At 67.3% G+C, this 23,546-nt stretch carries 14 protein-coding genes and 5 pseudogenes; 16 read left to right on the top strand and 3 right to left on the bottom strand.

The features are described 5' to 3' along the window. The first annotated feature begins 28 nt into the window (after nt 1-28). The gene (locus G6N20_RS14085) at nt 29-2,668 is read left to right on the top strand and encodes a GH92 family glycosyl hydrolase (RefSeq protein WP_083048012.1); all 2,640 of its coding nucleotides are present in this window, start codon (nt 29-31) and stop codon (nt 2,666-2,668) included. A gap of 6 nt (nt 2,669-2,674) precedes the next feature. On the opposite strand, the gene G6N20_RS14080 is transcribed toward G6N20_RS14085, so the two are convergent. Beyond that, the gene (locus G6N20_RS14080; protein ID WP_083048014.1) at nt 2,675-5,050 is read right to left on the bottom strand and encodes a lysylphosphatidylglycerol synthase transmembrane domain-containing protein; all 2,376 of its coding nucleotides are present in this window, start codon (nt 5,048-5,050) and stop codon (nt 2,675-2,677) included. 331 nt (nt 5,051-5,381) lie between these two features. Between G6N20_RS14080 and G6N20_RS14075 the strand changes: the two are divergent. From G6N20_RS14075 to narI, 8 genes and pseudogenes are all read left to right on the top strand, one after another. Further along, a pseudogene (locus tag G6N20_RS14075) lies at nt 5,382-5,719 on the top strand (DUF222 domain-containing protein); the annotation flags it as partial. Between the two features lie 93 nt (nt 5,720-5,812). Beyond that, on the top strand, nt 5,813-6,061 hold the full coding sequence (locus G6N20_RS14070; RefSeq protein ID WP_083048040.1) for a ribbon-helix-helix protein, CopG family: 249 nt from the start codon (nt 5,813-5,815) through the stop codon (nt 6,059-6,061). Then, nucleotides 6,055-6,399: a type II toxin-antitoxin system PemK/MazF family toxin gene (locus tag G6N20_RS14065; RefSeq protein WP_083048016.1), complete on the top strand. Its 345-nt coding sequence runs from the start codon at nt 6,055-6,057 to the stop codon at nt 6,397-6,399. Before G6N20_RS14070 ends, G6N20_RS14065 begins: the two co-directional genes overlap by 7 nt. Before the next feature lie 145 nt (nt 6,400-6,544). Continuing rightward, complete coding sequence (locus G6N20_RS14060) at nt 6,545-7,729, top strand: MFS transporter (RefSeq protein ID WP_232065532.1); 1,185 nt, start codon at nt 6,545-6,547, stop codon at nt 7,727-7,729. Then, complete coding sequence (locus G6N20_RS14055; RefSeq protein ID WP_083048020.1) at nt 7,726-11,403, top strand: nitrate reductase subunit alpha; 3,678 nt, start codon at nt 7,726-7,728, stop codon at nt 11,401-11,403. The genes G6N20_RS14060 and G6N20_RS14055 overlap by 4 nt, the downstream gene beginning before the upstream one ends. Continuing rightward, nucleotides 11,400-13,049 carry a nitrate reductase subunit beta gene (narH, locus tag G6N20_RS14050; protein ID WP_083048022.1) on the top strand — a complete coding sequence of 550 codons (1,650 nt, stop codon included), beginning with the start codon at nt 11,400-11,402 and terminating at the stop codon, nt 13,047-13,049. The genes G6N20_RS14055 and narH overlap by 4 nt, the downstream gene beginning before the upstream one ends. Then, on the top strand, nt 13,046-13,690 hold the full coding sequence (gene narJ, locus G6N20_RS14045) for a nitrate reductase molybdenum cofactor assembly chaperone (RefSeq protein ID WP_179961473.1): 645 nt from the start codon (nt 13,046-13,048) through the stop codon (nt 13,688-13,690). Before narH ends, narJ begins: the two co-directional genes overlap by 4 nt. Nucleotides 13,691-13,697: 7 nt before the next feature. After that, a pseudogene (gene narI, locus G6N20_RS14040) lies at nt 13,698-14,420 on the top strand (respiratory nitrate reductase subunit gamma); the annotation flags it as partial. 378 nt (nt 14,421-14,798) lie between these two features. On the opposite strand, the pseudogene G6N20_RS14035 reads toward narI, so the two are convergent. Beyond that, nucleotides 14,799-16,236: pseudogene (locus tag G6N20_RS14035) on the bottom strand (IS3 family transposase). A 463-nt stretch (nt 16,237-16,699) separates the two neighbouring features. On the opposite strand from G6N20_RS14035, the gene G6N20_RS21360 reads away from it, so the two are divergent. Beyond that, nucleotides 16,700-16,966 carry a hypothetical protein gene (locus G6N20_RS21360; protein WP_232065348.1) on the top strand — a complete coding sequence of 89 codons (267 nt, stop codon included), beginning with the start codon at nt 16,700-16,702 and terminating at the stop codon, nt 16,964-16,966. After that, nucleotides 16,950-17,960, top strand: coding sequence for a group II intron reverse transcriptase/maturase (gene ltrA, locus G6N20_RS14025; protein WP_232065347.1), 1,011 nt, complete (start codon nt 16,950-16,952; stop codon nt 17,958-17,960). The genes G6N20_RS21360 and ltrA overlap by 17 nt, the downstream gene beginning before the upstream one ends. Before the next feature lie 88 nt (nt 17,961-18,048). Here ltrA and G6N20_RS14020 read toward each other — a convergent pair. Next, a pseudogene (locus tag G6N20_RS14020) lies at nt 18,049-19,365 on the bottom strand (HNH endonuclease signature motif containing protein); the annotation flags it as partial. Between the two features lie 276 nt (nt 19,366-19,641). Here G6N20_RS14020 and G6N20_RS21355 point away from each other — a divergent pair. From G6N20_RS21355 to G6N20_RS14000, 5 genes and pseudogenes are all read left to right on the top strand, one after another. Next, nucleotides 19,642-19,707 (top strand): annotated as a pseudogene (locus tag G6N20_RS21355) (galactose-1-phosphate uridylyltransferase); the annotation flags it as partial. Then, nucleotides 19,684-20,730 carry a galactose-1-phosphate uridylyltransferase gene (galT, locus tag G6N20_RS14015; RefSeq protein WP_232065531.1) on the top strand — a complete coding sequence of 349 codons (1,047 nt, stop codon included), beginning with the start codon at nt 19,684-19,686 and terminating at the stop codon, nt 20,728-20,730. The pseudogene G6N20_RS21355 and the gene galT, both read left to right, overlap by 24 nt. After that, nucleotides 20,727-21,842 (top strand): galactokinase, encoded by a 1,116-nt coding sequence (locus G6N20_RS14010; RefSeq protein WP_083050908.1) that lies wholly within the window; start codon nt 20,727-20,729, stop codon nt 21,840-21,842. Before galT ends, G6N20_RS14010 begins: the two co-directional genes overlap by 4 nt. A gap of 580 nt (nt 21,843-22,422) precedes the next feature. Next, a complete protein-coding gene (locus tag G6N20_RS14005) occupies nt 22,423-22,731 on the top strand; it encodes a helix-turn-helix transcriptional regulator (RefSeq protein ID WP_232065346.1) in 309 nt (102 codons plus the stop codon). Nucleotide 22,732: 1 nt separating this feature from the next. Continuing rightward, the gene (locus tag G6N20_RS14000) at nt 22,733-23,257 is read left to right on the top strand and encodes a nucleotidyltransferase domain-containing protein (RefSeq protein ID WP_083050903.1); all 525 of its coding nucleotides are present in this window, start codon (nt 22,733-22,735) and stop codon (nt 23,255-23,257) included. The last annotated feature ends 289 nt before the right edge of the window (nt 23,258-23,546 follow it).

The raw sequence follows: 23,546 nt of genomic DNA, 5'->3' as shown, positions 1-23,546 counted from the left end.
AACGCACCGCTTGCAGTAAGAGACAGCTATGCGATCACCAAGGTCGCTGCGGACCATCGCCGCACTCGTCGCGGCGGTGGGCCTCTTCGTGCCGTTGATCGCCGGTTCGCCCACGGCTTACGACGGTGAACCCGCGTTGGTGGCCAATCCCGTCGACCATGTCGACACCCTGATCGCCACCGGAACCGGGGGCGACATTGTCGGAGAAATCAACAACTTCCCGGGCGCCTCCGTGCCGTTCGGCATGGTGCAGTACTCGCCGGACACCGTCGGCAACTATGCCGGTTACGACCACACGAACCCGCACGCCACCGGCTTCAGCATGACCCACGCATCGGCGGGTTGCGCTGCGTTCGGGGACATTTCGATGCTGCCGACCACCTCCCCGGTAGGCTCCCGGCCGTGGCTTGCGTGGGAGCGAATCGCCCACGACGACACCGAGATTGGCGTTCCGGGCTATTACGCGGTGCGGTTCCCCGAAACCGGAGTGAACGCCGAGCTCACCGCCACCACGCGCACCGGCGTGGGCCGGTTCAGCTATCCGCGCAACGGGACGACCGCCCTGGTTTTTGTGCGTTCCGGCGCGTCGCTCGCGGGCAACTACGCGGCCAGCCTGCAGATCGGCCAGGACAACACGACGATCACCGGATCCGCGACCAGCGGTGGGTTCTGTGGCAAGGCAAACCTCTACACGGTGTACTTTGCCATGAAGTTCAGCCAACCGTTCACGACCTACGGCACCTGGGACGGCTACTCGGTATACGCCGGTGCCCGCCTGGCGAATTCGATCTACAGCGGCGGATACGTGGCGTTTCCGGCCGGCTCGGCGCTCGAGGTACGAACCGCGATCTCCTACGTGAGTGTCGACGGTGCGCTGGCGAACCTGGCCGCCGAGGGTACCGAGAGCTTCGACTCGGTTCGCGCGGCCGCGGCCATGCAGTGGAACGCCGCGCTCTCGCGCATCGCGGTCGCCGGCAGGGGCCCCGGCCAGGTGTCGACCTTTTATACCTGTCTGTACCGGTCACTGCTGCACCCCAACACCTTCAACGACGCCGATGGCCGCTACGTCGGATTCGACGGCCTCATCCACACCGTGGCTCCCGGGCATACGCAGTACGCCAACTTCTCCGATTGGGACACCTACCGCAGCCTTGCCCCGTTGCAGGCCTTGCTTTTCCCCGAGCGAGCCAGCGACATGGCTCAATCCCTGGTGAACGACGCCGAGCAAAGCGGCGCGCTGCCGCGTTGGGCGCTCGCCAACGCCGCGACCGGCCAGATGAGTGGGGACAGCGTGGTCCCGCTCATCGTGAACCTCTACGCGTTCGGCGCCAAGGAGTTCGACGCCAACACGGCGCTGCGCTACATGGTCAACGCGGCAACCCGCGGCGGCGCCGGGCTCAACGGCTACGTGGAGCGGCCGGGAATCGCCACCTACCTGGCGTTGGGCTATGCACCGCAACAGGCGGAGTTTCACGCCGACGGCCGGATCGCCGGCGCGTCGATCACGCTGGAGTGGTCGGTCGACGACTTCGCGATCTCGCGCTTGGCCGATGCGCTCGGCGACACCGAGACCGCCGCCGAATTTCAGCGCCGCGCCCAGTACTGGCAGAACCTGTTCAACCCCACTACTGGCTATATCTCGCCGCGCAGCCCGACCGGATTCTTCCGATACGGTCCTGGGTTCGTCGAGACGCCGATGGCTTTCGGTCAGGACGGATTCGACGAGGGCAATGCCGAGCAATATGTCTGGTGGGTGCCGCACAACGTCGCCGGCTTGGTGACCGCTCTCGGTGGCCGCAAGGCCTCCGCCGACCGGCTCGACCGATTCACCAAGAAACTCAACACCGGCCCCAGTGCGCCTCACCTGTGGATCGGCAACGAGCCGGGTTTCGCGGTGCCGTGGCTGTACAACTATATCGGCCAACCGTGGAAGACGCAGCTGACGGTGGACCGGGTGCGGGCGCTGTTTGGTCCCACGCCCGACGGCGCGCCCGGCAACGACGACCTCGGCGCGATGTCCAGCTGGTACGTGTGGGCCGCCCTCGGCATGTACCCGAGCACTCCGGGAACCGCGATCCTCACGGTGAACACGCCGCTGTTCGATCGCGTCGTGATCGCCCTGCCGGCAGGCAAATTCATCCGGATCATGGCGCCGGGCGCGTCCGGGCCGAACCGGATGAAGCACATCAGCGGCCTGCGCATCAACGGACACCCGACCGACAAGACCTTTTTGCCCGAGTCGATCATCCGCACCGGCGGGGACGTCATGTTCGCGCTCTCGGCCATCCCCGACCAGACCTGGGGCACCGACCGCTCTAGCGCGCCACCGTCATTCGGTGCGGGCAGTTCGGCGGTGACCACCAATGTCGCCCAGCCCATCGTGATAATCCCGCCGGGAACCACGAGAACGGTGAAACTCGATGCGCAACGGATGATCGACGGTGTCGACGACTACACCATTACCGGGACGGCCTCCAACGACGGGATTGCCGTGCCGTCGGTGTCCGGACGGTTTGACGCCACCGGGTCGGCCACGGTGGACGTCGCCATCTCGGTGGCCCGGTCGGTGCCCGACGAGTACTACCTGGTTCAGCTCACCACCGCGGTCGGGGCGAGCAGCAGCAGATCGATGGTGCTCGTCGTGGTGACTGCCGCGCAGTACGAATAGCCGCCCTCAGATCATCTCGCTGTTGGTCAGCCAGCGCATCACCGGCCAGCCGGCGAATACCGGTATCCAGCAGGTGAGCACCCGATACAGCAACACCGAGGGCACCCCTACGGCCGCGGGCACACCGAAGGCGGCAAGCCCACCGATCAGCGCGGCCTCCACTGCGCCCACGCCGCCGGGGGTAGGGGCGGCCGAGGCCAAGGTGCCGCCGACCATGGTCACCACCGTGACCGTGACGAACGTCGTGTGGCCACCGAAGGCTTCGATGCTGGCCCACAACGCCAGCGCCGCACCGAGAGTGGTGCCGGCGCTGCCAAGCACGATCAGCGCCAATCGTTTTGGTTCACCGGCCAGCTCGACCAGATCACGGGTTACCTCCTTGAGCCTGGGCCGCACTGCCGTTGCCAGCAGGCGCCGCAGCTTGGGCACGAACAAAAAGGTGCCGACGACGCCCAGCGCCAGACCCGCGATCAGGTACAGCACGGTGGCATTCGGCACGAAATGGGAGAGGTCGGTCGACACCCCCGCGACGGCGCTGAAGACGATCAGCAACACGATGTGAACGATCACCTGCACCGATTGCTGCAGCGCCACCGCCGCGGTGGCCCGCAGCGCGCTCAGACCGCCCTTCTGCAGGAACCGGGTGCTCAGCGCGAGACCGCCGACGCCAGCCGGGGTGGTCGTCGCCGCAAACGTGTTGGCCACCTGCATGATTGACAGCTTCCAGAAACTGACCAGTCCGTCGGCGCTGGCCCACAGTGCCCCCGCCGCGCCGAGATACGTCAGCGCGGACACGGTCAGACCCAGCAGCGCCCACCACCAGTTCGCGGTTCGCAGTTCGGAGAAGAACGTGGGAACGGTGCTGATGAATGGATACGCGACATAGACCAGCGCCCCGATCAGCACCAGCTGAATGAGCTGGCTGCGACTGAACCGGGTGATCGTCTCGGGTTTGATCTGATCCGCGCCGGTCTGTCGCATCACCTCCGCGCGGGCGCTGGCGATGACGGTCTTCGCGTTGGGCACCGAGTCGCGGATTCGTTTGGGCACAGCGGATTTGGTGAGCCGGCGGGAGGCGGTCAGGATGGTGTCCTTGCCGAACGCGTTGATGGCCGCGGCCACCGCGGACGCCGCGTCATACAACGCCGACGTCGTCACCAGCAACTGGGCGACGTCGGATTGCAGCTGGGCATCGGTGGCGCCGTATTCGGCGGCGCCGAAACCACCGAAAAGCACCGTGCCGTCATCGACCGTGATCTCATGGCCGCGCAGGTCGCCGTGGGAGATTTGGTGGTCGTAGAGGATTCGCAGCGATCTCCAAACCCAGGCAACCGGCGTCTGGGGGGCGCATTCGTCGAGTGGAGTGCCCCGGACGGGTTGGTGCGCATACATCGTCCACCCCCGGTCCAGCGCGGCGACCGAGATCGTGGACGTGTTGGCGACGCCCACATCGCCGATGGCAATGGCCATCAGGGCGCGATGCTCGACGGCGCGGCGCATGGAAGGCTGCAGCGGTGCGGTTTCGGGGCCGCGCAGCCGCACCTTCCACCAGAGCTGACGCAGTGCGCCCCCGCTGCTTTGGTGCGGGCCGTACAATTCGACGGCCGCCCTGGCGCCGGCATCGGTGGATGACGCCGACAGCACGAGCGGCCCGGGGCCGCCCGGCCGGACCACCGTGAGCCGGGACACCACGAATCCGCGTTTGGCCATCGCCCGCACCGCACCGTCCAGCGGCACCTCGAGGGCGGGGGTGCCGACGACCAGGACGACGAAGGCGCCGACGAACCACCCCACCGCCAGCCCCACCAGCGAGCGCGCCGGGACGATGGCACTGACGACCAGGTGGATCGGCACGAACGCCAGCAGCAGCGCCCACCACCAGCGTCGCCAGCGCGCCGGCAGCCAGGGGCCGGACACGGTGAGCACCGCCGCCAGCATCGCGATCCACCGCGGGTCGTCGAGGAACTGCGCGGGCAGCGTGGTGAGCTTGTCCGGGAGGTCGAAATGCCATCGGGGTGCCGCGATGCGGTTGCTGCTGATCGACAACGGGAGGACGGCCATAATCGCGGCGGCCGCATAGGCGCCCAGCAGCTTCCATTGCCGGGAGACGATCAAGCCGATCAGGATCATGAACGGCAACGCCAGCATCGCCAGGCCGTAGGCCAGGTACACCAGATCGGATTGTGCGGGCGATAGCACCCCGACGATCTCGGAGATGGATTTCTCCAGCGCGATCCAGCGCGTGCGGGTGATCAGCGAGCTGGTGATCACCAACACCAGAAAGACCGCCGCCGAGACCAGCCGGATGATGTCGTTGGTGCGCCGATTCAGTGGTTGCAGCAGGCTGCCGGACACGGGGATCTCGCGTCCGTCAACTCGCATTGTGCTGATGCCTTTCGAGATCCGTCGGAACCTGGCCCGGCGCCGAGTTGTCGGCGGCTTGCCGACAAGTTAACCCTGCTGGCGATCGGCCGGTGAGTGGCAGAGTGATGGCATGAGTCGCATACGGCTGAGCACCACCGTGGATGCTCAGCTGCTCCGCGGCCCGCGATATCCGATATCCGGTCAGGCGTCACCGACGCTGCCCTCGGTGATGAGGCCCCGTGGGCGTTGCTCGCGCGTCGCCGGTCCGTCGAGCCGGACGCCAGCGATGAGGGGGTGCCGGCTCGGGGGAGGTGTGGTGATGCGAGCTGGCCGAGATCGGACGGCGCCCGACCCCCAGGGGCTGCGGCTCGTCGATGTCGCCGTCGCCGAACACGCGGCTGCGTGGGTGCCGTCGTCGGCGTCGAAGTTGGAGTAGGCCATTGACGGCTGGATTGATCGCTACGACCCCGCTGCGCTGCGGCGCACCCGCGCCTGGGCCCGCAGCCGTGACGTGCACATCGGCGATCCCGATGCGGGCACCGCCGCGCTGTGGGGTCGGCTGTATGCCACCGACGCCGCGATGCTGGATCGGCGGCTCACACAACTGGCCCGCGGCCGTGCGACGACGACCCGCGCACCCTGGCCCAGCGCCGCGCCGATGCCTCCGCGCTTGCCGCCGCGCCCGACCCGCACCTATCGGGTGAGTGACCCCGAGCGCGGCCCATCACCCCGGATTGCGGCGTGGCGGCGGACGAGGTTATACCCGGTTATACTACTCGTGTGAAGACCGCTATCTCCCTGCCGGACGAGACGTTCGATCGTGTATCCCGGCGTGCGAGTGACCTCGGCATGAGTCGGTCTGAGTTCTTCACCCGGGCTGCACAGCGCTACTTGGACGAGCTGGATGCCCAAGCGCTGACCGGACAGATCGACAGTGCTCTCGAGAGCCTGCGTGGCACCGACGAATCGGAGTCAGCCGCCGTGGCCGCTGGCTACCGCGTGTTAGCGGCCGTGGACGATGAGTGGTGATTGGCCGCGCTGAGATCTACTGGGCCGACCTTGGGTCGCCGTCCGGCAGCCGGCCCGCCAAGCGCCGCCCGGTGCTCGTGATCCAGTCCGATCCGTACAACGCCAGTCGCCTTGCGACCGTGCTCGCGGCGGTGATCACGTCCAATACTGCCCTGGCAGCAATGCCCGGGAACGTGTTCTTGCCCGCAGCCACAACGAGACTGCCACGTGATTCGGTCGTCAACATCACAGCGCTTGTCACGCTCAACAAGACCGACCTCACCGATCAGGTCGGGGAGCTGCCGCCGAGCTTGATGCATGAAGTTGACCGGGGACTCCGACGCGTGCTGGGCCTTTGACGACCGGGACCCGGCTGGCCGCTCGCCGGCGGATGGCCTACGGCTCTCCTGCCAATGACTTTGGTCGGTTTCGAAGCGGCTGGCAAGGTGATTGGCTAATGGGGTGGACACGGCGACGACGCCGGATATTGGCGCCCGACGAGACGTGAATTTGGCCCTGGCGACGTGGGTCTCGACGATCAACTTCTGGGCCTGGAATCTGATCGGCCCGCTATCAACCACCTATGCCGACCAGATGCGGCTTTCCAGCGCGCGGGCCTCGTTGCTGGTGGCGACGCCGATTCTGGTCGGGGCGCTGGGCCGGATCGTCATCGGCTCGCTGACCGACCGGTTCGGCGGGCGCACGATGTTCATCGCGATCTCGTTGTCGGCCATCGCGCCGGTGCTGGCCGTCGGTCTTGCCGGAACGTCGGGTTCCTACCCGTTGCTGTTGCTGTTCGGGTTCTTCCTCGGGATCGCAGGCACTGTCTTTGCCGTCGGGATCCCGTTCGCCAACGCGTGGTATCCGGCCGCTCGTCGTGGCTTCGCCACCGGGGTGTTCGGCATGGGGATGGTGGGCACCGCGCTGTCGGCGTTCTGCACACCACGGTTCGTGCGCTGGTTTGGCCTGTTCAGCACCCACTTCATCATCGCCGTCGCGCTGGCGCTCACGGCCGCGGCCTGTGTGCTGGTCATGCGTAACTCACCGGATTTCACCCCCAACACCGGCCCGGTGCTGCCGAAGCTGATCGCCGCCGCCAAGCTGCGGGTGACCTGGGAGATGTCGTTCCTGTACGCGATCGTCTTCGGCGGTTTCGTCGCGTTTGCCAACTACCTGCCCACCTACATCAAGACGATCTACCGGTTCTCCGCGGTCGACGCGGGCGCCCGAACCGCCGGCTTCGCGCTGGCCGCGGTGCTGGCCCGGCCAATCGGCGGCGCGCTGGCCGACCGCATCGCGCCCAAGTACGTCGTGCTCGCCTCCCTCGCCGGCACCGCGGTGCTGGCGTTCATCGCGGTGTCCCAGCCACCGCCGGACGTGTACTCTGGGCTGACCTTCATCACGCTGGCGATCTTCCTGGGCATCGGCACCGGCGGCGTGTTTGCCTGGGTGGCCCGCCGCTCGCCCACCCAATCCGTCGGCTCGGTCACCGGCATCGTCGCCGCCGCCGGCGGGTTGGGCGGCTACTTCCCGCCGTTGGTGATGGGTGCAACCTACGACTCCGTCGAGAACGACTACACGATCGGGCTGCTGCTGCTGGTGGCAACCGCGCTGGCCGCGATGGCGTACACGGCGGTGAAACTGCATGCCAGCGAACCCGTGGCCGCGGACAGAAAGGTTGCCGTGTGAGCGTCGCACCCGGGGGTCGGATCGAGGAACTGCTCGAGCGCAGCGGACGGTTCTTCACCCCCGGGGAGTTTTCTGACGATCTGCGCACCGTGACCCGCCGGGGCGGGCGGGAGGGCGACGTCTTCTACCGCGACCGCTGGAGCCACGACAAGGTGGTGCGCTCCACCCACGGCGTCAACTGCACCGGGTCCTGCTCGTGGAAGATCTACGTCAAGGACGGGATCATCACCTGGGAGAACCAGGAGACCGACTATCCGTCCGTCGGCCCCGACCGGCCGGAATACGAGCCGCGCGGTTGTCCGCGTGGCGCCGCGTTCTCCTGGTACACCTACTCCCCGACGCGGGTGCGTTACCCCTATGCCCGCGGCGTGCTCGCGCAGATGTACCGGGAAGCCAAGGCGCGCTTGGGCGATCCGGTGCTGGCGTGGGCCGACGTGGTGTCCGACCCCGACCGGCGTCGCCGATACCAGCGGGCCCGCGGCAACGGCGGGCTGGTGCGGGTCGGCTGGGCCGAGGCCACCGAGATGATCGCCGCGGCGCACGTGCACACCATCAAGACATACGGTCCCGACCGCGTCGCCGGCTTCTCGCCGATCCCGGCCATGTCGATGGTCAGCCACGCGGCCGGCTCCCGGTTCGTGGAGTTGATCGGCGGGGTGATGACCTCGTTCTACGACTGGTACGCCGACCTTCCGGTGGCCTCGCCGCAGGTGTTCGGGGACCAGACCGACGTGCCGGAATCCGGCGACTGGTGGGACGCCGCCTATCTGGTCATGTGGGGGTCGAACGTGCCGGTCACCCGCACCCCCGACGCGCACTGGATGGCCGAGGTGCGCTACCGCGGCACCAAGGTCGTCACCGTCAGCCCCGACTACGCCGACAACACCAAGTTCGCCGACGAGTGGATGCCGTGCGCGGCCGGCACCGACGCCGCGCTGGCCATGGCGATGGGACACGTCATCCTGTCGGAATGCTTTGTCAAGCAGCGGGTTCCGTTCTTCGTCGACTATGTGCGCCGGTACACCGACCTGCCGTTTCTGGTCAAGCTGGAAATCCGCGGTGACGACGTGGTGCCGGGGAAGGTGCTCACCGCCGCCGACCTGGGCCACGACGTCGCGAACGCGGCGTTCAAACCGGCCTTGCTGGACGGCGCCACCGACCGGCCCGCGGTCCCGCACGGCTCGCTGGGCTTCCGCTACGGCGACGACGGGGTGGGCAAGTGGAACCTTGACCTCGGTGACATCGTGCCGGCCCTGACCGTGGCCCACCGAAGCGGCGGCGAATCCGCGCGAATCGTCTTGCCCCGCTTCGACACCGCCGACGGCCGGGGTGCGACGATGGTGCGCGGCGTTCCGGTGCGCCGGGTGGGTGAGCACCGGGTGTGCACGGTGTTCGACCTGATGCTGGCCCAGTACGGGGTGGCCCGGCCCGGGCTGCCGGGAGACTGGCCGGCCGGCTACGACGATGCCGCGCACCCGTACACCCCGGCCTGGCAGGAACCGATCACCGGGGTGTCGGCGCAGCAGGCCATCCGGGTGGCGCGTGAATTCGCCGGTAGCGCCGAGGAATCCGGTGGCCGGTCGATGATCATCATGGGCGCCGGCATCTGCCAGTGGTTCCACGGCGACGCCACCTACCGGGCCGTGCTCGCCCTGCTGCTGCTGACCGGGTCGATGGGCCGCAACGGCGGCGGCTGGGCGCACTACGTCGGGCAGGAGAAGTGCCGCCCGATCACGGGCTGGGCGACGATGGCGATGGCCACCGACTGGTCGCGGCCGCCGCGGCAGATGCCCGGCACCTCGTACTGGTACGTGCACACCGACCAGTGGCGCTACGACGGCTATCGGGCCGACGCGCTGGCCAGCCCGGTGGGCCGGGGCCGGTTCGCCGGCAAGCACACGATGGACGTGCTGGCCTCCGCGGTCGCGATGGGCTGGACGCCGTTCTACCCGCAGTTCAACCGCTCCAGCCTGGATGTCGCCGACGAGGCGCGTGCGGCCGGCCGGGAGATCGCCGACTACGTGGTCGAACAACTTGCGGCGGGCACCCTGGAACCCGCGCTCGCCGATCCCGATGACCCGGCGAACTGGCCGCGGGTGCTCGACGTGTGGCGGGCCAACCTGCTCGGCTCGTCGAGCAAGGGCAACGAGTACTTCCTGCGCCACCTGCTGGGCACCACGTCGAACCTGCAGGCAACGCCGACGCCAGAGGCGTTGCGGCCCAACGACATCGTCTGGCGCGACGACATCGGAGATGGCAAGCTCGACCTGCTGATGTCGATCGACTTTCGGATGACGTCCACCACGTTGCTGTCCGACGTCGTGCTGCCGGCCGCCACCTGGTACGAGAAGGCCGACCTGTCCAGCACCGACATGCACCCGTATGTGCACGCGTTCACCCCCGCCATCGACCCGCCGTGGGAAACCCGCTCCGACTACGAGGCGTTCGGTGCGATCGCGCGCAGTTTCTCGACGCTGGCCGCCCAACACCTCGGTACCCGCACCGATGTGGTGCTCGGCGCCCTGCAGCACGACACGCCGGCCGCGATGAGCTACCCGTCCGGAGCCGAATATGACTGGCGCGCAAGGGGAGTGCTGCCCGTTCCGGGTACGACGATGGGTCCGCTCGCGGTGGTGGAGCGCGACTACGCCGCCATCGCCGACAAATGGGCCACCCTGGGGCCGCTGGTCGAGCGGCTGGGGCTGACCACCAAGGGCATCACCACCCGGCCGGACCGGGAGGTCGACGAGCTCGCCGCCAAGTTCGGGGTGCTGGAGTCTGGGCCCGCGGCCGGCCGGCCCGCGATCACCACCGCCGAGCGGATGGCCGACGTGATCCTGGCGTTGTCGGGGACGAGCAACGGCCGGCTCGCGGTGCAGGGTTTCCACGAACTGGAACGCCGGACCGGGCGCAGGCTGGCGCAGCTGGCCGAAGGCAGCGAGGAACGCCGCATCACCTATGCCGACACGCAGGCTCGGCCGGTGTCGGTGATCACCAGCCCGGAGTGGTCCGGCAGCGAGACCGGCGGGCGCCGTTATGCGCCGTTCACGGTGAACATCGAGGAGCTCAAGCCGTTTCACACGCTGACCGGACGCATGCACTTCTACCTCGATCACGACTGGCTCGAGGAGCTTGGTGAGCAGCTTCCGATCTACCGCCCGCCGCTGGACATGTCGCGGCTGTTCGGCGAGCCGACGCTCGGTGCTGACGGCGTCGCGCTGACCGTGCGGTATCTGACGCCGCACTCGAAGTGGTCGATCCACTCGGAGTATCAGGACAACCTGCTCATGCTGTCACTGTCCCGGGGCGGGCCCACCATGTGGATGAGCATCGGCGACGCGGCGAAAATCGGTGTGCGCGATAACGATTGGGTGGAGGCGGTCAACCGCAACGGGGTGCTGGTGTGCCGGGCGATCGTCAGCCACCGGATGCCCGACGGCGTGGTGTTCGTCTACCACGCGCTGGAGCGCACCATCGACATGCCGTTGACCGAGACCACCGGGCGTCGCGGCGGTATCCACAACTCGCTGACTCGGCTGTTGATCAAGCCCAGCCACCTGGCCGGCGGGTATGCGCAGCATGCGTTCGCGTTCAACTACTTAGGCCCCACCGGCAACCAGCGCGACGAGGTGACCGTGGTGCGCCGGCGCTCCCAAGAGGTGACGTACTCATGAAGGTGATGGCGCAGCTGGCGATGGTGATGAACCTCGACAAGTGCATCGGCTGCCACACCTGTTCGGTGACCTGCAAGCAGGCGTGGACCAATCGGCCAGGCACCGAGTACGTCTGGTTCAACAACGTCGAAACCCGCCCGGGCCAAGGCTATCCGCGCACCTATGAAGACCAGGAGCGCTGGCGCGGCGGTTGGGTGCGGGATCGGCGCGGCCGGTTGCGGCTGCGTGATGGCGGCCGGCTGGCCAAGCTGCTGAGGATCTTCGCCAACCCGAAGATGCCGAGCATCGACGACTACTACGAGCCGTGGACCTATGACTACGAGAATCTGATCACCGCGCCGCTGGGTAAGCAGATGCCGGTGGCCCCGCCGCGCAGCCTGATCAGCGGCAAGCCGATGAAGGTGTCGTGGTCGGCGAATTGGGACGACGACCTGGGCGGCTCACCGGAAATCGTGCCCGGTGACCCGGTGCTGCGACAGGTCAGCGAACGGGTGCGGCTGGAGCTCGAGCAGGCGTTCATGTTCTATCTGCCACGCATCTGCGAGCACTGCCTGAACCCGTCGTGCGTGGCGTCGTGCCCGTCGGGCGCGATGTACAAACGCACCGAGGACGGCATCGTGCTGGTCGATCAGGACCGCTGCCGCGGCTGGCGGATGTGCGTGTCGGGATGCCCGTACAAGAAGGTGTATTTCAACCACAAGACCGGCAAGGCGGAAAAGTGCACGCTGTGTTATCCGCGCATCGAGGTGGGCCTGCCGACGGTGTGCTCGGAGACGTGCGTCGGGCGGCTGCGCTACCTCGGCCTGGTGCTCTACGACGTCGACCGGGTGCTTCAGGCCGCGTCGGTGCCGCGCGCCGCCGATCTGTATGAGGCGCACCGGCGAATCCTGTTGGACCCCAGCGATCCCGAGGTGATCGCCGGGGCGCGGGCCGCGGGCATTTCGGACGAGTGGATCGAGGCCGCCCAGCGCTCGCCGGTCTATGCGCTGATCAACACCTACCAGGTGGCGCTGCCGCTGCATCCGGAATTCCGCACCGTGCCGATGGTCTGGTACATCCCGCCGCTGTCGCCGGTTGTCGACGCGGTGAGTCGTGATGGGCACGACGGCGAGGACCTCGGGAATCTGTTCGGCGCGTTGGAGGCGCTGCGCATCCCGATGGAGTACCTCGCGGGGCTGTTCGCCGCCGGCGACACCACCGTGGTGGAATCGGTGCTGCGCAGGCTCGCCGCGATGCGCTCCTACATGCGCGACATCAACCTCGGCCGGGAGACCCAGCCGCACATCCCGGAATCGGTCGGCATGACCGAAGACCAGATCTATGCGATGTACCGGCTGCTGGCGTTGGCGAAATACGAAGAGCGGTACGTGATTCCGACCGTCTACGACCTGGACGGAGGCGTGGTCGAAGAGGCCGGCTGCGCGCTGTCGTTCGACGGCGGTCCCGGAATGTACGGGTCCGGCCCGTTCGGTGAGGCCAGCGGCGCACCGGTGCCGGTGGCGGTCGAAACATTTCATGCGCTGCGGCACCGGCAGACCGGTGAGGGGATGGCCGCCAACGCCAACCGTCCGTCCCGGGTCAACCTGCTCAACTGGGACGGCCGCGGGGTGCCACACGGCATGTTTCCGGACGGGGGGCGGGGGTGAGGTCGCGGTCCCGCTCTTCGACGGTTCTGCAGGACCGCCTGGCCTGGCAGTGCGCGTCGCTGCTGCTCAGCTACCCCGACACGGCGCGGCTGGACACCGCCGAGCGGCTGCTGGCACACGCCGAAGGCATTGCGGCAGAACTGCTGTCGCGCACGGCCTTTGAGTTGCGGAGGCTCGACCCGCTGCGTGCGGCGCAGGACTACGTGCAGACCTTCGACATGTGCCGGCGCACCACGATGTATCTGACCTATTGGACGGCCGGTGACACCCGCAACCGCGGCGCCGCGATGCTGGCGTTCGCTGCGGCCTACCGGGCCGGCGGTGTCGCCCCGCCGAGGTCCGAGGCGCCGGACTATCTGCCGGTGGTGCTGGAGTTCGCCGCGACCGTCGACCCCGACCGTGGGCGGCGGCTGTTGGTCGAGCATCGGGTTGCGGTCGACGTGTTGCGGGATGCGCTCACCGAGGCGGCCTCCCCGTACGCGCACGCCGTCGGCGCGGTGTCGGCCACGCTGCCGCCGGCCACGCACGCCGACCTGCAGCGTGCCCGCCGGCTAGCGGCGGCCGGTGCGCCGGCCGAAGCGGTTGGCTTGCAACCGTTGACGTTGAGTGTTCCACCGCGACGCAACCCCGGAGGTGACTGAGGTGCTCGGCGAGACGTTGTGGGACGTGGTGCCGTACGTGACGCTGGCGATCGTCGTCGTCGGCACCTGGTGGCGGTATCGGTATGACAAGTTCGGGTGGACCACCCGCTCGTCCCAGCTCTACGAGGCGCGGTTGCTGCGGATCGCGAGCCCGATGTTTCATTACGGCATCCTGGTGGTGATCGCCGGACACCTCATCGGCCTGCTGATCCCCGAATCCTGGACGGACGCAGCGCGTCTGAGTCAGCACGCCTATCACGTCCAGGCCGTCGTGCTGGGATCGATTGCCGGCATCAGCACGCTGGTGGGGCTGGCGCTGCTGATCTACCGGCGGCGCACCCGCGGCCCGGTGTTTTTGGCCACCACGGCCAACGACAAGGTGATGTACGTGTTCTTGGTGGGGGCGATAGCGGCGGGGCTGTATGCGACCGCGCTGGGTTCGGGGGTCGTCGGCGAGCCGTATGACTACCGGGAGACCGTTTCGGTGTGGTTCCGGTCCATCTGGGTGCTACAGCCGCGCGGTGACCTGATGGCCGCGGCGCCGCTGTATTACCAGCTGCATGTGCTGATTGCGCTGGCGCTGTTCACGATCTGGCCGTTCACCCGGCTGGTTCATGCGTTCAGCGCCCCGGTCGCGTATCTGTTCCGGCCCTACATTGTCTATCGCAGCCGCGACGTCGTGGCGGGGAGGGAGCTGGTTGGAACGCATCCACCACGTCGCGGCTGGTGATCCGGTCGGCGGCCGCATTCGCCGCTGGCGCCCCGCACCGGCCCGGCGAACCGCTGGGTACGCCAACGGTTATCGCCGTTTGCCGGTTCTCACGGGTCGTCCTCGTCGTCGTTGTTGTGGAGGAGTTTTTCGGGGTGGGTGTGTCCTGATCGTGGGAAGGGAGTGTCGATGTAGGTAGTGCTTCCTTTAGCGGTGCTGTGCAGGAGATGAAGGATTGTCGGCCCTTCGGAGTCGCCCTGCGGGGGGAGGCTTCAAACCGCCACATGCTGCGGAAGCGGTGACGCGACCGTGGTGAGCGATGTGGAAAAGGCGCGTGTGACGTGTCAGGTGGGGACCGGGAAGGCGAGCGGAACATGTCAAGGCCGGTGAGACAGTTTCTTACGCGGATTTGATGAGTGCTTCGGGGGTTGGTTGGTTGATCCAGGCAACGGTAGGCAGTTTCGGTGGGGTGGGCCGCTGGTGCCGGAATCTGGCGGGGTTGGCGGCGTAGGCGGCGTCCAGCGTGGCGGCGCGTTGGGCCTGGATCTCGGTGGCGGTGCCGTAGTGCACTGACGCGGCCGTGTGCAGGCCGATCCCGGAATGGCGATGCACGTGGTTGTAGTAGTCGAAGAACACGGTACAGAAGGCGCGGGCGTCTTCGATGGAGCCGAACCGGCCGGGGAAGGCGGGGCAGTATTTGAGGGTCTTGAAGTTGGCCTCCGAGTAGGGTTGTCGTTGGACACGTGCGGGCGGGAGTGGCTGCGGTCCACGCCCAGGTCGACCAGCAGTTGGGCGACCGGCTTGGAGGTCATCGAGGTGCCCCGGTCGGCGTGCAGGGTCAGCTGGTCGGGTTCGATGTCGTGGGTGGCCAGTGTGGCGTCGATGAACTCCTTGGCGAGTTCGCCGGTCTCGGTGGCGGTGACGGTCCAGCCGACGACATAGCGAGAGTAGATGTCGATGATCACGTACAGCTGGTAGTAGATACCACGTTGCGGCCCTTGTAGTTTGGTGATGTCCCACGACCACACTTGGTTCGGTGCGGTGGCGATCAGCTCGGGTTTCTTCTTCGCCGGGTGGGTGCGTTGGCGGCGCCGCTCGCGGTTCTCCCCGGCGATCGCCAGCAGCCGGTACATCGTGCGGATCGAGCACAAGTAGATGCCGTCGTCGAGCAGCCGCGCCCACACCTGCGCCGGCGCCAGGTCGCAGTACTCGGGCGAGCGCAGCACCGACAGCACGTGTTGGCGTTCGGCCTCGGATAACTTGTTCGCCGGTTCCGGTCGCGGCGGCGCAGCTGGACGGGGCTTGGGATTGCGGCGGCGGTACACGGTGGCCCGCGACGCGCCGAGCAGCGCACACGCCCGCTTCGTGCTGGTCGCCGCCGCCAGATTGGGCAGGTGCTCGTCGATCACGGCTTGGACTTCGGATCGGAGTCCGCGCTCTCGGAGAGCATCTCCAAGAGCGCGTGCGCTTTTCCCGTGATCTCCAAGGCCAACTTGGTGCGTTCCAGCTCGGCTTCGAGCAGCTCGTTGCGCCGCCGCAGCTTCTCCAACTCGATCTGTTCGGCCGTGCGTTTCGGTTTCTTCCCTCTGGGCGCCAGGCCTTTCCGGGCGCCGGCGTCGCGGGCCTTGCGCCATTCGGCGATGTGCGAGCTGTACAGGCCCTCTCGCCGCAGCAACGCGCCGCGCCGCTCCGAGCCAGCCGGTAACGCGTCGTACTCGTCGAGAATGCGGGCCTTGTACTCGGCGGTGAACGTGCGCCGCCGTGCCCGGGCGCCCGGATCCCGCGTGCCCTCCACCACGCCAGTATCGGCGCGACTGTCCAAAGATGCGATCGTCATAGTCACGTGGAATAGTGATCCTGTCTCGCCCTGCAGCGATGATCGGCTACTGCCGCTGTCTCACCTAACCCTGGCACACAGGGGAGCGCAAGCGATTCGCTGCTGACGTGTCGAAAGAAAATCAGGTGACATCGAAACCGGGGTGTTCATCCGATCCCGGGATGAGCCTGGCGGGTGCCCGCTGATTGGCCAGGTGGTGTCCGGCATGTAGGCGACGCGAGCCCGGTCTGCGGCTTCTGTATGGAACAGGAGAAGGCCGGAACGATACTTCCCGTTCGAGGTTGGAGTGGGAGATAGGGAGTAGCCCCCGCCTGTGCGGGTGTGAGTACCGTCGCGGGTCCGGTCGGCGGACTGGCTCGTAGTAGTGGTGAAGCTCCTGTAATGGGGGTGGAGCGAAGGGGCCGGGTCATCTGTGACGTGTTCGTTCGATCAACCGAGACTTTCGGGTGTCGGGAGGAGTTGCGTGAGCAAGTTGAAGTCGCCAGGCAAGCCGTTCGAGATTTCGAAGTGGGCGGTGATGGAGGCCTGGGAGAAGGTCAAGGCGAATAAGGGCGCACCGGGCGTGGACGAAGTAACGATCGAGGCGTTCGAGGCCGACCTGCAGAACAATCTGTACAAGGTCTGGAATCGGATGTCCTCGGGGAGTTACTTTCCGCCTCCGGTGCGTGCGGTGGATACCCAAGCCGCATGGCGGAGGGACCAGGATGCTGGGCGTGCCCACCATCGCTGACCGGGTGGCGCAAACGGTGGTGGCCGAGGAGTTGAAACCGAAGGTCGAGTCGATCTTCCATGACGACTCCTATGGCTACCGGCCGGGCCGTTCGGCAGTGGATGCGGTGGGCGCGTGCCGGCAGCGCTGCTGGAAAACCGACTGGGTGATCGATTTGGACATCGAGAAATTTTTCGACAGCGTGTCGTGGGATCTAATGCTCAAGGCGGTGCAGGCCAACACCGACTTGCCGTGGGTGATGCTGTATGTGCGCCGGTGGCTGCAGGCCCCGGTGGTGTTGCCCGACGGCACCTTGCAGCAGCGTGACCGAGGTACCCCACAAGGGTCGCCGGTCTCGCCCGTGCTGGCAAACCTGTTCTTGCACTACGCGTTCGATATGTGGATGGTCCGGGAGTTTCCGACCGTCCGGTTCGAGCGCTATGTCGATGACGCGGTCGTGCACTGCGTCAGCGAGCGCCAAGCCCGCCGGGTGCTGGCCGCGCTGCAGGACAGAATGGTTGAGGTCGGGTTGCGGCTGCATCCCGACAAGACTCGGATCGTGTACTGCAGGGACGGCAAGCGGCGCGGTGACTATGAGCACACGTCGTTCACGTTTCTTGGTTTCACGTTCCGCCCGCGCGGGGTGCGCAACAAAAACGGGAGCATGTTCGTCTCGTTTATGCCCGCGATCAGCAGGGACGCCTTGAAAAAGATTGGACGCGAGGTGCGGTCTTGGCGACTGCACCACCGCACCGGTCACACCTTCGCCGGTCTGGCCAGCACGATCAACCCGATTGTGCGCGGCTGGATGAACTACTACGGCGCCTTCTATCGGTCGGCGCTGTATCCCCTCCTGACACGCATCAACGCCTACCTGATGCGCTGGGTCCGCAAGAAATATCGCCGGTTCCGGAGCCGCGGGGAGTTCCAGCACGCGTGGTCGCGGGTCACCAAGCAATACCCGCGGTTCTTCGCGCACTGGGCATGGACAACTGGCGTCCCCACCGTCTGGTGATCAAGGTGATAAGAGCCGTATGAATCGAGAGGTTCACGTACGGTTCTGTGGGAGCCGGGGGGTGCGACTCCCCCCGGCTACCCGACAAGTAGCTGTTGGTGCGGGGTTGTCCATGGTCAAGATGGGCCGGCGGAATCCACTCGGTGGTGCCGTCTTTGCGTTTGCGGGTTCTCCAGCCCCCGCTGGTGGCCAGCTGGTGATGGGGGCCGCAGGCCTGGGTGAGGTCGTTGATGTCGGTCTTCCGGCACTGGGAATAATCGGTCACATGGTGCACCTCGGTGAGATAGCCCGGCACATCGCAATTGGGAAAGGAGCAGCCGCGGTCCTTGGCGTACAACACGGTTCGCTGGGCCGGGGAGGCCAGCCGCTTGGTGTGATACAGCGCCAGCTCGCGGCCGTGGTCGAAGATGCGCAGGTAGTGGCTGGCGTGGGCGGCCAGCCGGATCACCTCGCTCATCGGCAGCAGGCTGCCCCCACCGGTGAGCGCGTGTCCGGCGCGGGCTTCCAACTCGGCCAGGCTGGTGGACACGATGATCGCCGCGGGCAGCCCGTTGTGTTGGCCCAGCTCCCCCGAGCACAGCAGGGCACGTAGCGCCGCCTGCAGCGCGTCGTGGTTTCTGTGGGCGGTGCTGCGGGTGTCGGCGTCGATGGCGGCCTGTGACGGGGTGCCGCTGAGGCAGGGGGTGGGGTCGGCGGGGTTGGCCATGCCGGGGGCGCCCAGTTTGGCCAGCACGGCATCGAGGGTGGCGCGGGCTTCGGGGGTGAGGTAGCCGGTGATCGCCGACATGCCGTCGGCGCCTTGCTTGCCGAGGATGATGCCGCGGCGGCGGGCCCGGTCGGTGTCGCTGAAATTGCCGTCGGGGTTGAGGCAGTCGGCGAGTTTGGCGGCCAGCTTGTGCAGCTGGTCGGGCCGAAACCGGCCACCCAACTGAGCCAGTTCGGCTTCGGCCTTGTCCCGGGTGGGCAGGTCCACCCCGCTGGGCAGCTGGTGCAGAAAGGCGCGGATGATCCGCACATGGTCGGGTCCGAGCTGGCCGGCGCGTTGGGCGGCGGCGGTGGCCGTCAGCAGCGGCGGCAGCACCTCTCCGGTCAGCGCGCGCCGCGGCCCCAGATCGGCGGCCTCGCCGATGCGCCGGGCTGCTTCGCCGCGGGTGATGCGCAGCCGCTCGGCCAGCGCGAACGCCAGCTTGCCGCCCAGTTCGCTGGCGTCGGCCTGGTCGGCGAGCTTGTTGATGAAGGGGTGCTCGACGGCGGGTAGGCGGCGGCGCAGGGTTTCGCAGCGTTCCAGCATGGTCAGGCATTCGGGGGTGGTCAACACGTCGATCGACAACTCCAGCGCCCGGTCCAGGGCGGCGTCGAGGGCGTCGAACACCTCGACGATCTCCTCCCGGCTACTCGAATGCATGTTCGAATGGTATCACGGTTGGCCGACATAGGCCATTTCGCTCAAGGGTAAAACCAATGTTATGCAAGTGAATTCAGTGACCAATGATGCCAAAAGGCCCGGCCTCAGCGGTCGGCCTCGGATAGGCCTCGAGAACATCCAGCAACATCCGGACGCGATCGAAGTGACTTAAAGGGCAAGGTCGGTCCAACGCCCCGAAGCGCGCCGTACCCGACGACCATCCGGGGACGTGCGCCAGGTCTCGTGTCGCGGGATGGTCCATTAGTGTTCGACACTGTGACGGCGCCGACGCGGTGGACTCTGGCCGATGGCCGTGACCTGCTTTTCTTCGCGTTGCCCGGGCACGTTCCGGTGCCGGTGCCGGATCGTCGCCCGCTGCCCGAACGCGACTCGGTCCCGTCGCAGCTGCGGTACGACCGGGCCACGGGCCAGTGGGTGATCGTCGCCGCTCAGCGCCAGGACCGCACCTACAAGCCGCCGGCCGAGCTGTGCCCGCTGTGTCCGGGACCGACCGGACTGACCAGCGAGGTGCCCGCCCCCGATTACGACGTCGTCGTCTTCGAGAACCGCTTCCCCAGCCTGGCCGGGGCCGGCGTGGCCCCAGCCGCCGCGCCCGACGGTGACGGGTTCGTGTCCGTGCCGGGGCACGGCCGCTGCGAGGTGATCTGCTTTTCGGCCGACCACACCGGATCGTTCGCGGGCCTGGACCCGGCGCACGCCCGGCTGGTCGTCGAGGCGTGGCGGCACCGCACCGCCGAACTGATGGCGCTGCCCGGGGTTGAGCAGGTGTTCTGCTTCGAGAACCGCGGCGAGGAGATCGGGGTGACACTGACCCACCCGCACGGCCAGATCTATGCCTACCCCTATCTGACCCCGCGCACCGCAGCCATGCTGAGCCAGGCGCGCCACCACCGAAAACATTACGGCGCCAACCTGTTTGCCGATCTACTGGAACGCGAGGTCGCTGACGGCAGCCGCATCGTCGCGCGTAGCGAGCTGTTCACCGCATTCGTACCGTTCGCCGCGCGCTGGCCGGTTGAGGTGCACATCTACCCAAACCGGTTGGTGCGCAACCTTACCGAGCTGGATGACGCGGAGCTTGACGGGTTCACCCGGATATATCGTGACATGCTGCGACGGTTTGATCGGATGTATTCGTCGCCGCTGCCTTACATGTCGGCGTTGCATCAGTTCAGCGACACCGATGTCCAGCGGGACGGCTATTTTCACGTCGAGCTGATGTCGGTCCGGCGCAGCGCCACTAAGCTGAAATACCTGGCGGCCGCCGAATCGGCGATGGACGCGTTCATCAGCGACGTCACCCCGGAGACCGTGGCCGCACGAATGCGCGAGCTGGGGTCATGACCGTCCGCTACGCCGCACCCGGGCGGGTCAATCTGATCGGCGAGCACACCGACTATAACCTGGGTTTCGCGTTGCCGATCGCGTTGCCGCAGCGCACCATCGTCGCGTTCTCGCCCGAGGACACCGACGCGATCACCGTGCGCAGCGACCGCGCCGAGGGCTCGGTGCGGATCCGGCTCGAGACCGCGCCGGGGGAGGTGATCGGGTGGGCAGGTTATGTGGCCGGGGTGATCTGGGCGCTGCGGCACGCCGGCCACCCGGTGCCCGGCGGGAGGATGGCGATCACCAGCGACGTCGAGATCGGGTCGGGGTTGGCGTCCTCGGCGGCGTTGGTGTGCGCGGCCCTGGGTGCGATCGGCGCCGCCACCGGCACCCCCATCGACCGGATCGAGCTAGCCCGGCTCGCGCAGCGAGCCGAAAACGATTACGTCGGTGCCCCAACGGGTTTGCTCGACCACCTGGCCGCGCTGTTCGGAAAGCCGAAGACCGCGCTGTTGATCGACTTTCGCGACATCACCGTGCGCCCGGTGCCATTCGACCCGGACGCTTGCGGCGTCACGCTGCTGCTGATCGACTCTCGGGCCCGACACCGTCATGCCGGCGGGGAGTATGCGGTGCGACGGGCGTCGTGTGAACGGGCGGCCGCCGATCTGGGCGTGTCGTCGTTGCGCGACATCCAGGATCGCGGGCCGGCGGCGCTGGGTGCGGTCACCGATCCGGTCGACGCCCGACGTGCCCGTCACGTTGTGACCGAGAATCAGCGAGTGCTGGATTTCATTGCCGCACTGCCTGATTCGGATCTCACCGCCGCCGGTCGGATTCTGACCGCGTCCCACGAATCCATGCGCGACGACTTCGGCATCACCACCGAGCACATCGACCTGATCGCTGACACCGCCGTGTGCGCCGGTGCGCTGGGCGCCCGGATGACCGGCGGTGGTTTCGGGGGCGCCGTTATCGCGCTGGTGCCGGCCGATCGGGCGCCGGTCGTGGCGCAGGCGGTGCGACGGGCGGCGGTCGATGCCGGCTACGACGAACCAACGATCAGCCGGACCTATGCCGCGCACGGCGCGACCGGGTGCCCTCGAGCCGACGCGGACCCTGATCCCTGATCGAGCCCTGATCCCTGATCGAGCCCTGATCCCTGATCGAGCAAGGTCCTGGGCGGCCAAAGCAGCCCGATACAGCGTGTGCCGGTCCCGGCGACAGTGGTCTGTCGCGCGCAGTCGGGATGACTGCTGAGCGGGCTCTCGAGTTCGTCTCGTAACCACCGCAAGTGCATGGCGTCGTGTAGATTCGGCTCGCCGCTGGCCTTGATCTCGAACGGCGTACTCGACGATGACGTCCCCCTCGTGGCGGCCTTGCTCGGACCGCAGGTGATACAGCTGGGTGTTGGCTCGCCAATGGCCGCGTCGGCACGCAGGTGTGCCATCACGCAGGTATACGGCAACCGTTCCAGTGGCTCGCCGTCCCGTCGTGCACCGGCGGCGGCCATCGGGATTGGCCCGAACGGCGGCCGCATCCGCTTCGCGGTCCAGCCGCACAGTGGTGCCAGCGTGCCGGGCCGCAGTGGTTGTCTTGCCGCACGCCCGCGGACCAACAACCAGAACAGCGGGAAAACAGTCACCGTGTTCGGTTGCCGGCACGGCGCATCGATGACCTGCGCTATAACAAATCTGTTATTCTCATGAGGTGAGTTCCTACGGTGGCGACCTGATCCGCGAGGCGCGGCGGCGGGCCGGGCTGACCCAAGCCGAGCTCGCGGCCCAGGCTGAGACATCTCAGCCCGGGATCGCACGCTGGGAATCAGGCCGCACCGCGGTCAGCCTTGACGACGTATTCCGCCTGGTCCGGCTTTGTGGCTTCGACCTGGAGATCATGCTGGTGCCGCGAGACGAAAGCGACATGGCTCAGGCCGCTCGGCTCGCCGGCCTCACGGGACAGCAACGCATGGACCGGCACGCGCGGCTGGTGCGGCAGCTGAGCGCGGCGAGAGGCTGAGATGGAACTCGACCTGGCCCGGCTGTTTGAGGTGCTCGACCGGCACCAGGTGGCGTACGTCCTGATCGGTGGACTGGCGGCCGTCTACCACGGCTCACCGTTTCCGACGGAGGACGTGGACATCACACCGCAGGCCGATCGGGCGAACCTGGCCCGGCTCGTTTCGGCACTCGTCGAGCTCGATGCACGGGTTCGAACGGAGTCTGCGCGGCAGGGTCTGCCATTTTCTTGCGACGCGGATTCATTGGCGGCCGTGCAGATGTGGAATCTCACGACAACCGCAGGTGATCTTGATGTGTCTTTCACGCCGGCGGGTACGGGCGGTTACCGGGATCTGCGCAAGGATGCGATCGTGGCCCAGCTCTACGGAGTGTCGGTGCCGGTCGCCTCGTTGGCCGACGTGGTCCGGTCCAAGCAGGCAGCGAACCGGCCCAAGGACCAGCGTATGCTTCCCACGCTGCGCGAGCTTCTCGCCCGCGGCCCGGGCCGATCCGGTACAGGTTCACGACGTGGTCGTGCCCCATGAGGATGCCGACTCATCGTTTTGACAGTGTTCCCGGGCGGGGAAGCAGCGGTCGCATTCGGCAATACCGACGTCGCCCGCGACCCGGCCACGCGATATCTGCGAACGCTGCTCGGCCACAAATGCTTCCGTGGGCGCAGAAGTCCTCCGCCACGGCGCGTCGTCACTCCAGGACCCAGTCGTCGCAGCGCCGCGCATACTTCGTCATCTTCTGCAACTGCCGCTGCCTCGGGGGCGCGGGGTGCCCTGTGGGTGAGCAGGATGGCAACACGTACACCGCAGGCGCGTTGAC

This window comes from Mycobacterium shinjukuense (genome assembly GCF_010730055.1).
Classification (GTDB): Bacteria; Actinomycetota; Actinomycetes; order Mycobacteriales; family Mycobacteriaceae; genus Mycobacterium; species Mycobacterium shinjukuense.
Note: the sequence above shows the minus strand (reverse complement) of the source record. Positions and strands in the feature narration are given on the sequence as shown.

Coding starts and splice junctions, on each gene's coding strand:
- G6N20_RS14085 (WP_083048012.1), top strand. CDS start 29: ATGCGATCACCAAGGTCGCTGCGGACCATCGCCGCACTCGTCGCGGCG.
- G6N20_RS14080 (WP_083048014.1), bottom strand. CDS start 5,050: ATGCGAGTTGACGGACGCGAGATCCCCGTGTCCGGCAGCCTGCTGCAA.
- narH (WP_083048022.1), top strand. CDS start 11,400: ATGAAGGTGATGGCGCAGCTGGCGATGGTGATGAACCTCGACAAGTGC.
- G6N20_RS14010 (WP_083050908.1), top strand. CDS start 20,727: ATGACCGTCCGCTACGCCGCACCCGGGCGGGTCAATCTGATCGGCGAG.
- G6N20_RS14000 (WP_083050903.1), top strand. CDS start 22,733: ATGGAACTCGACCTGGCCCGGCTGTTTGAGGTGCTCGACCGGCACCAG.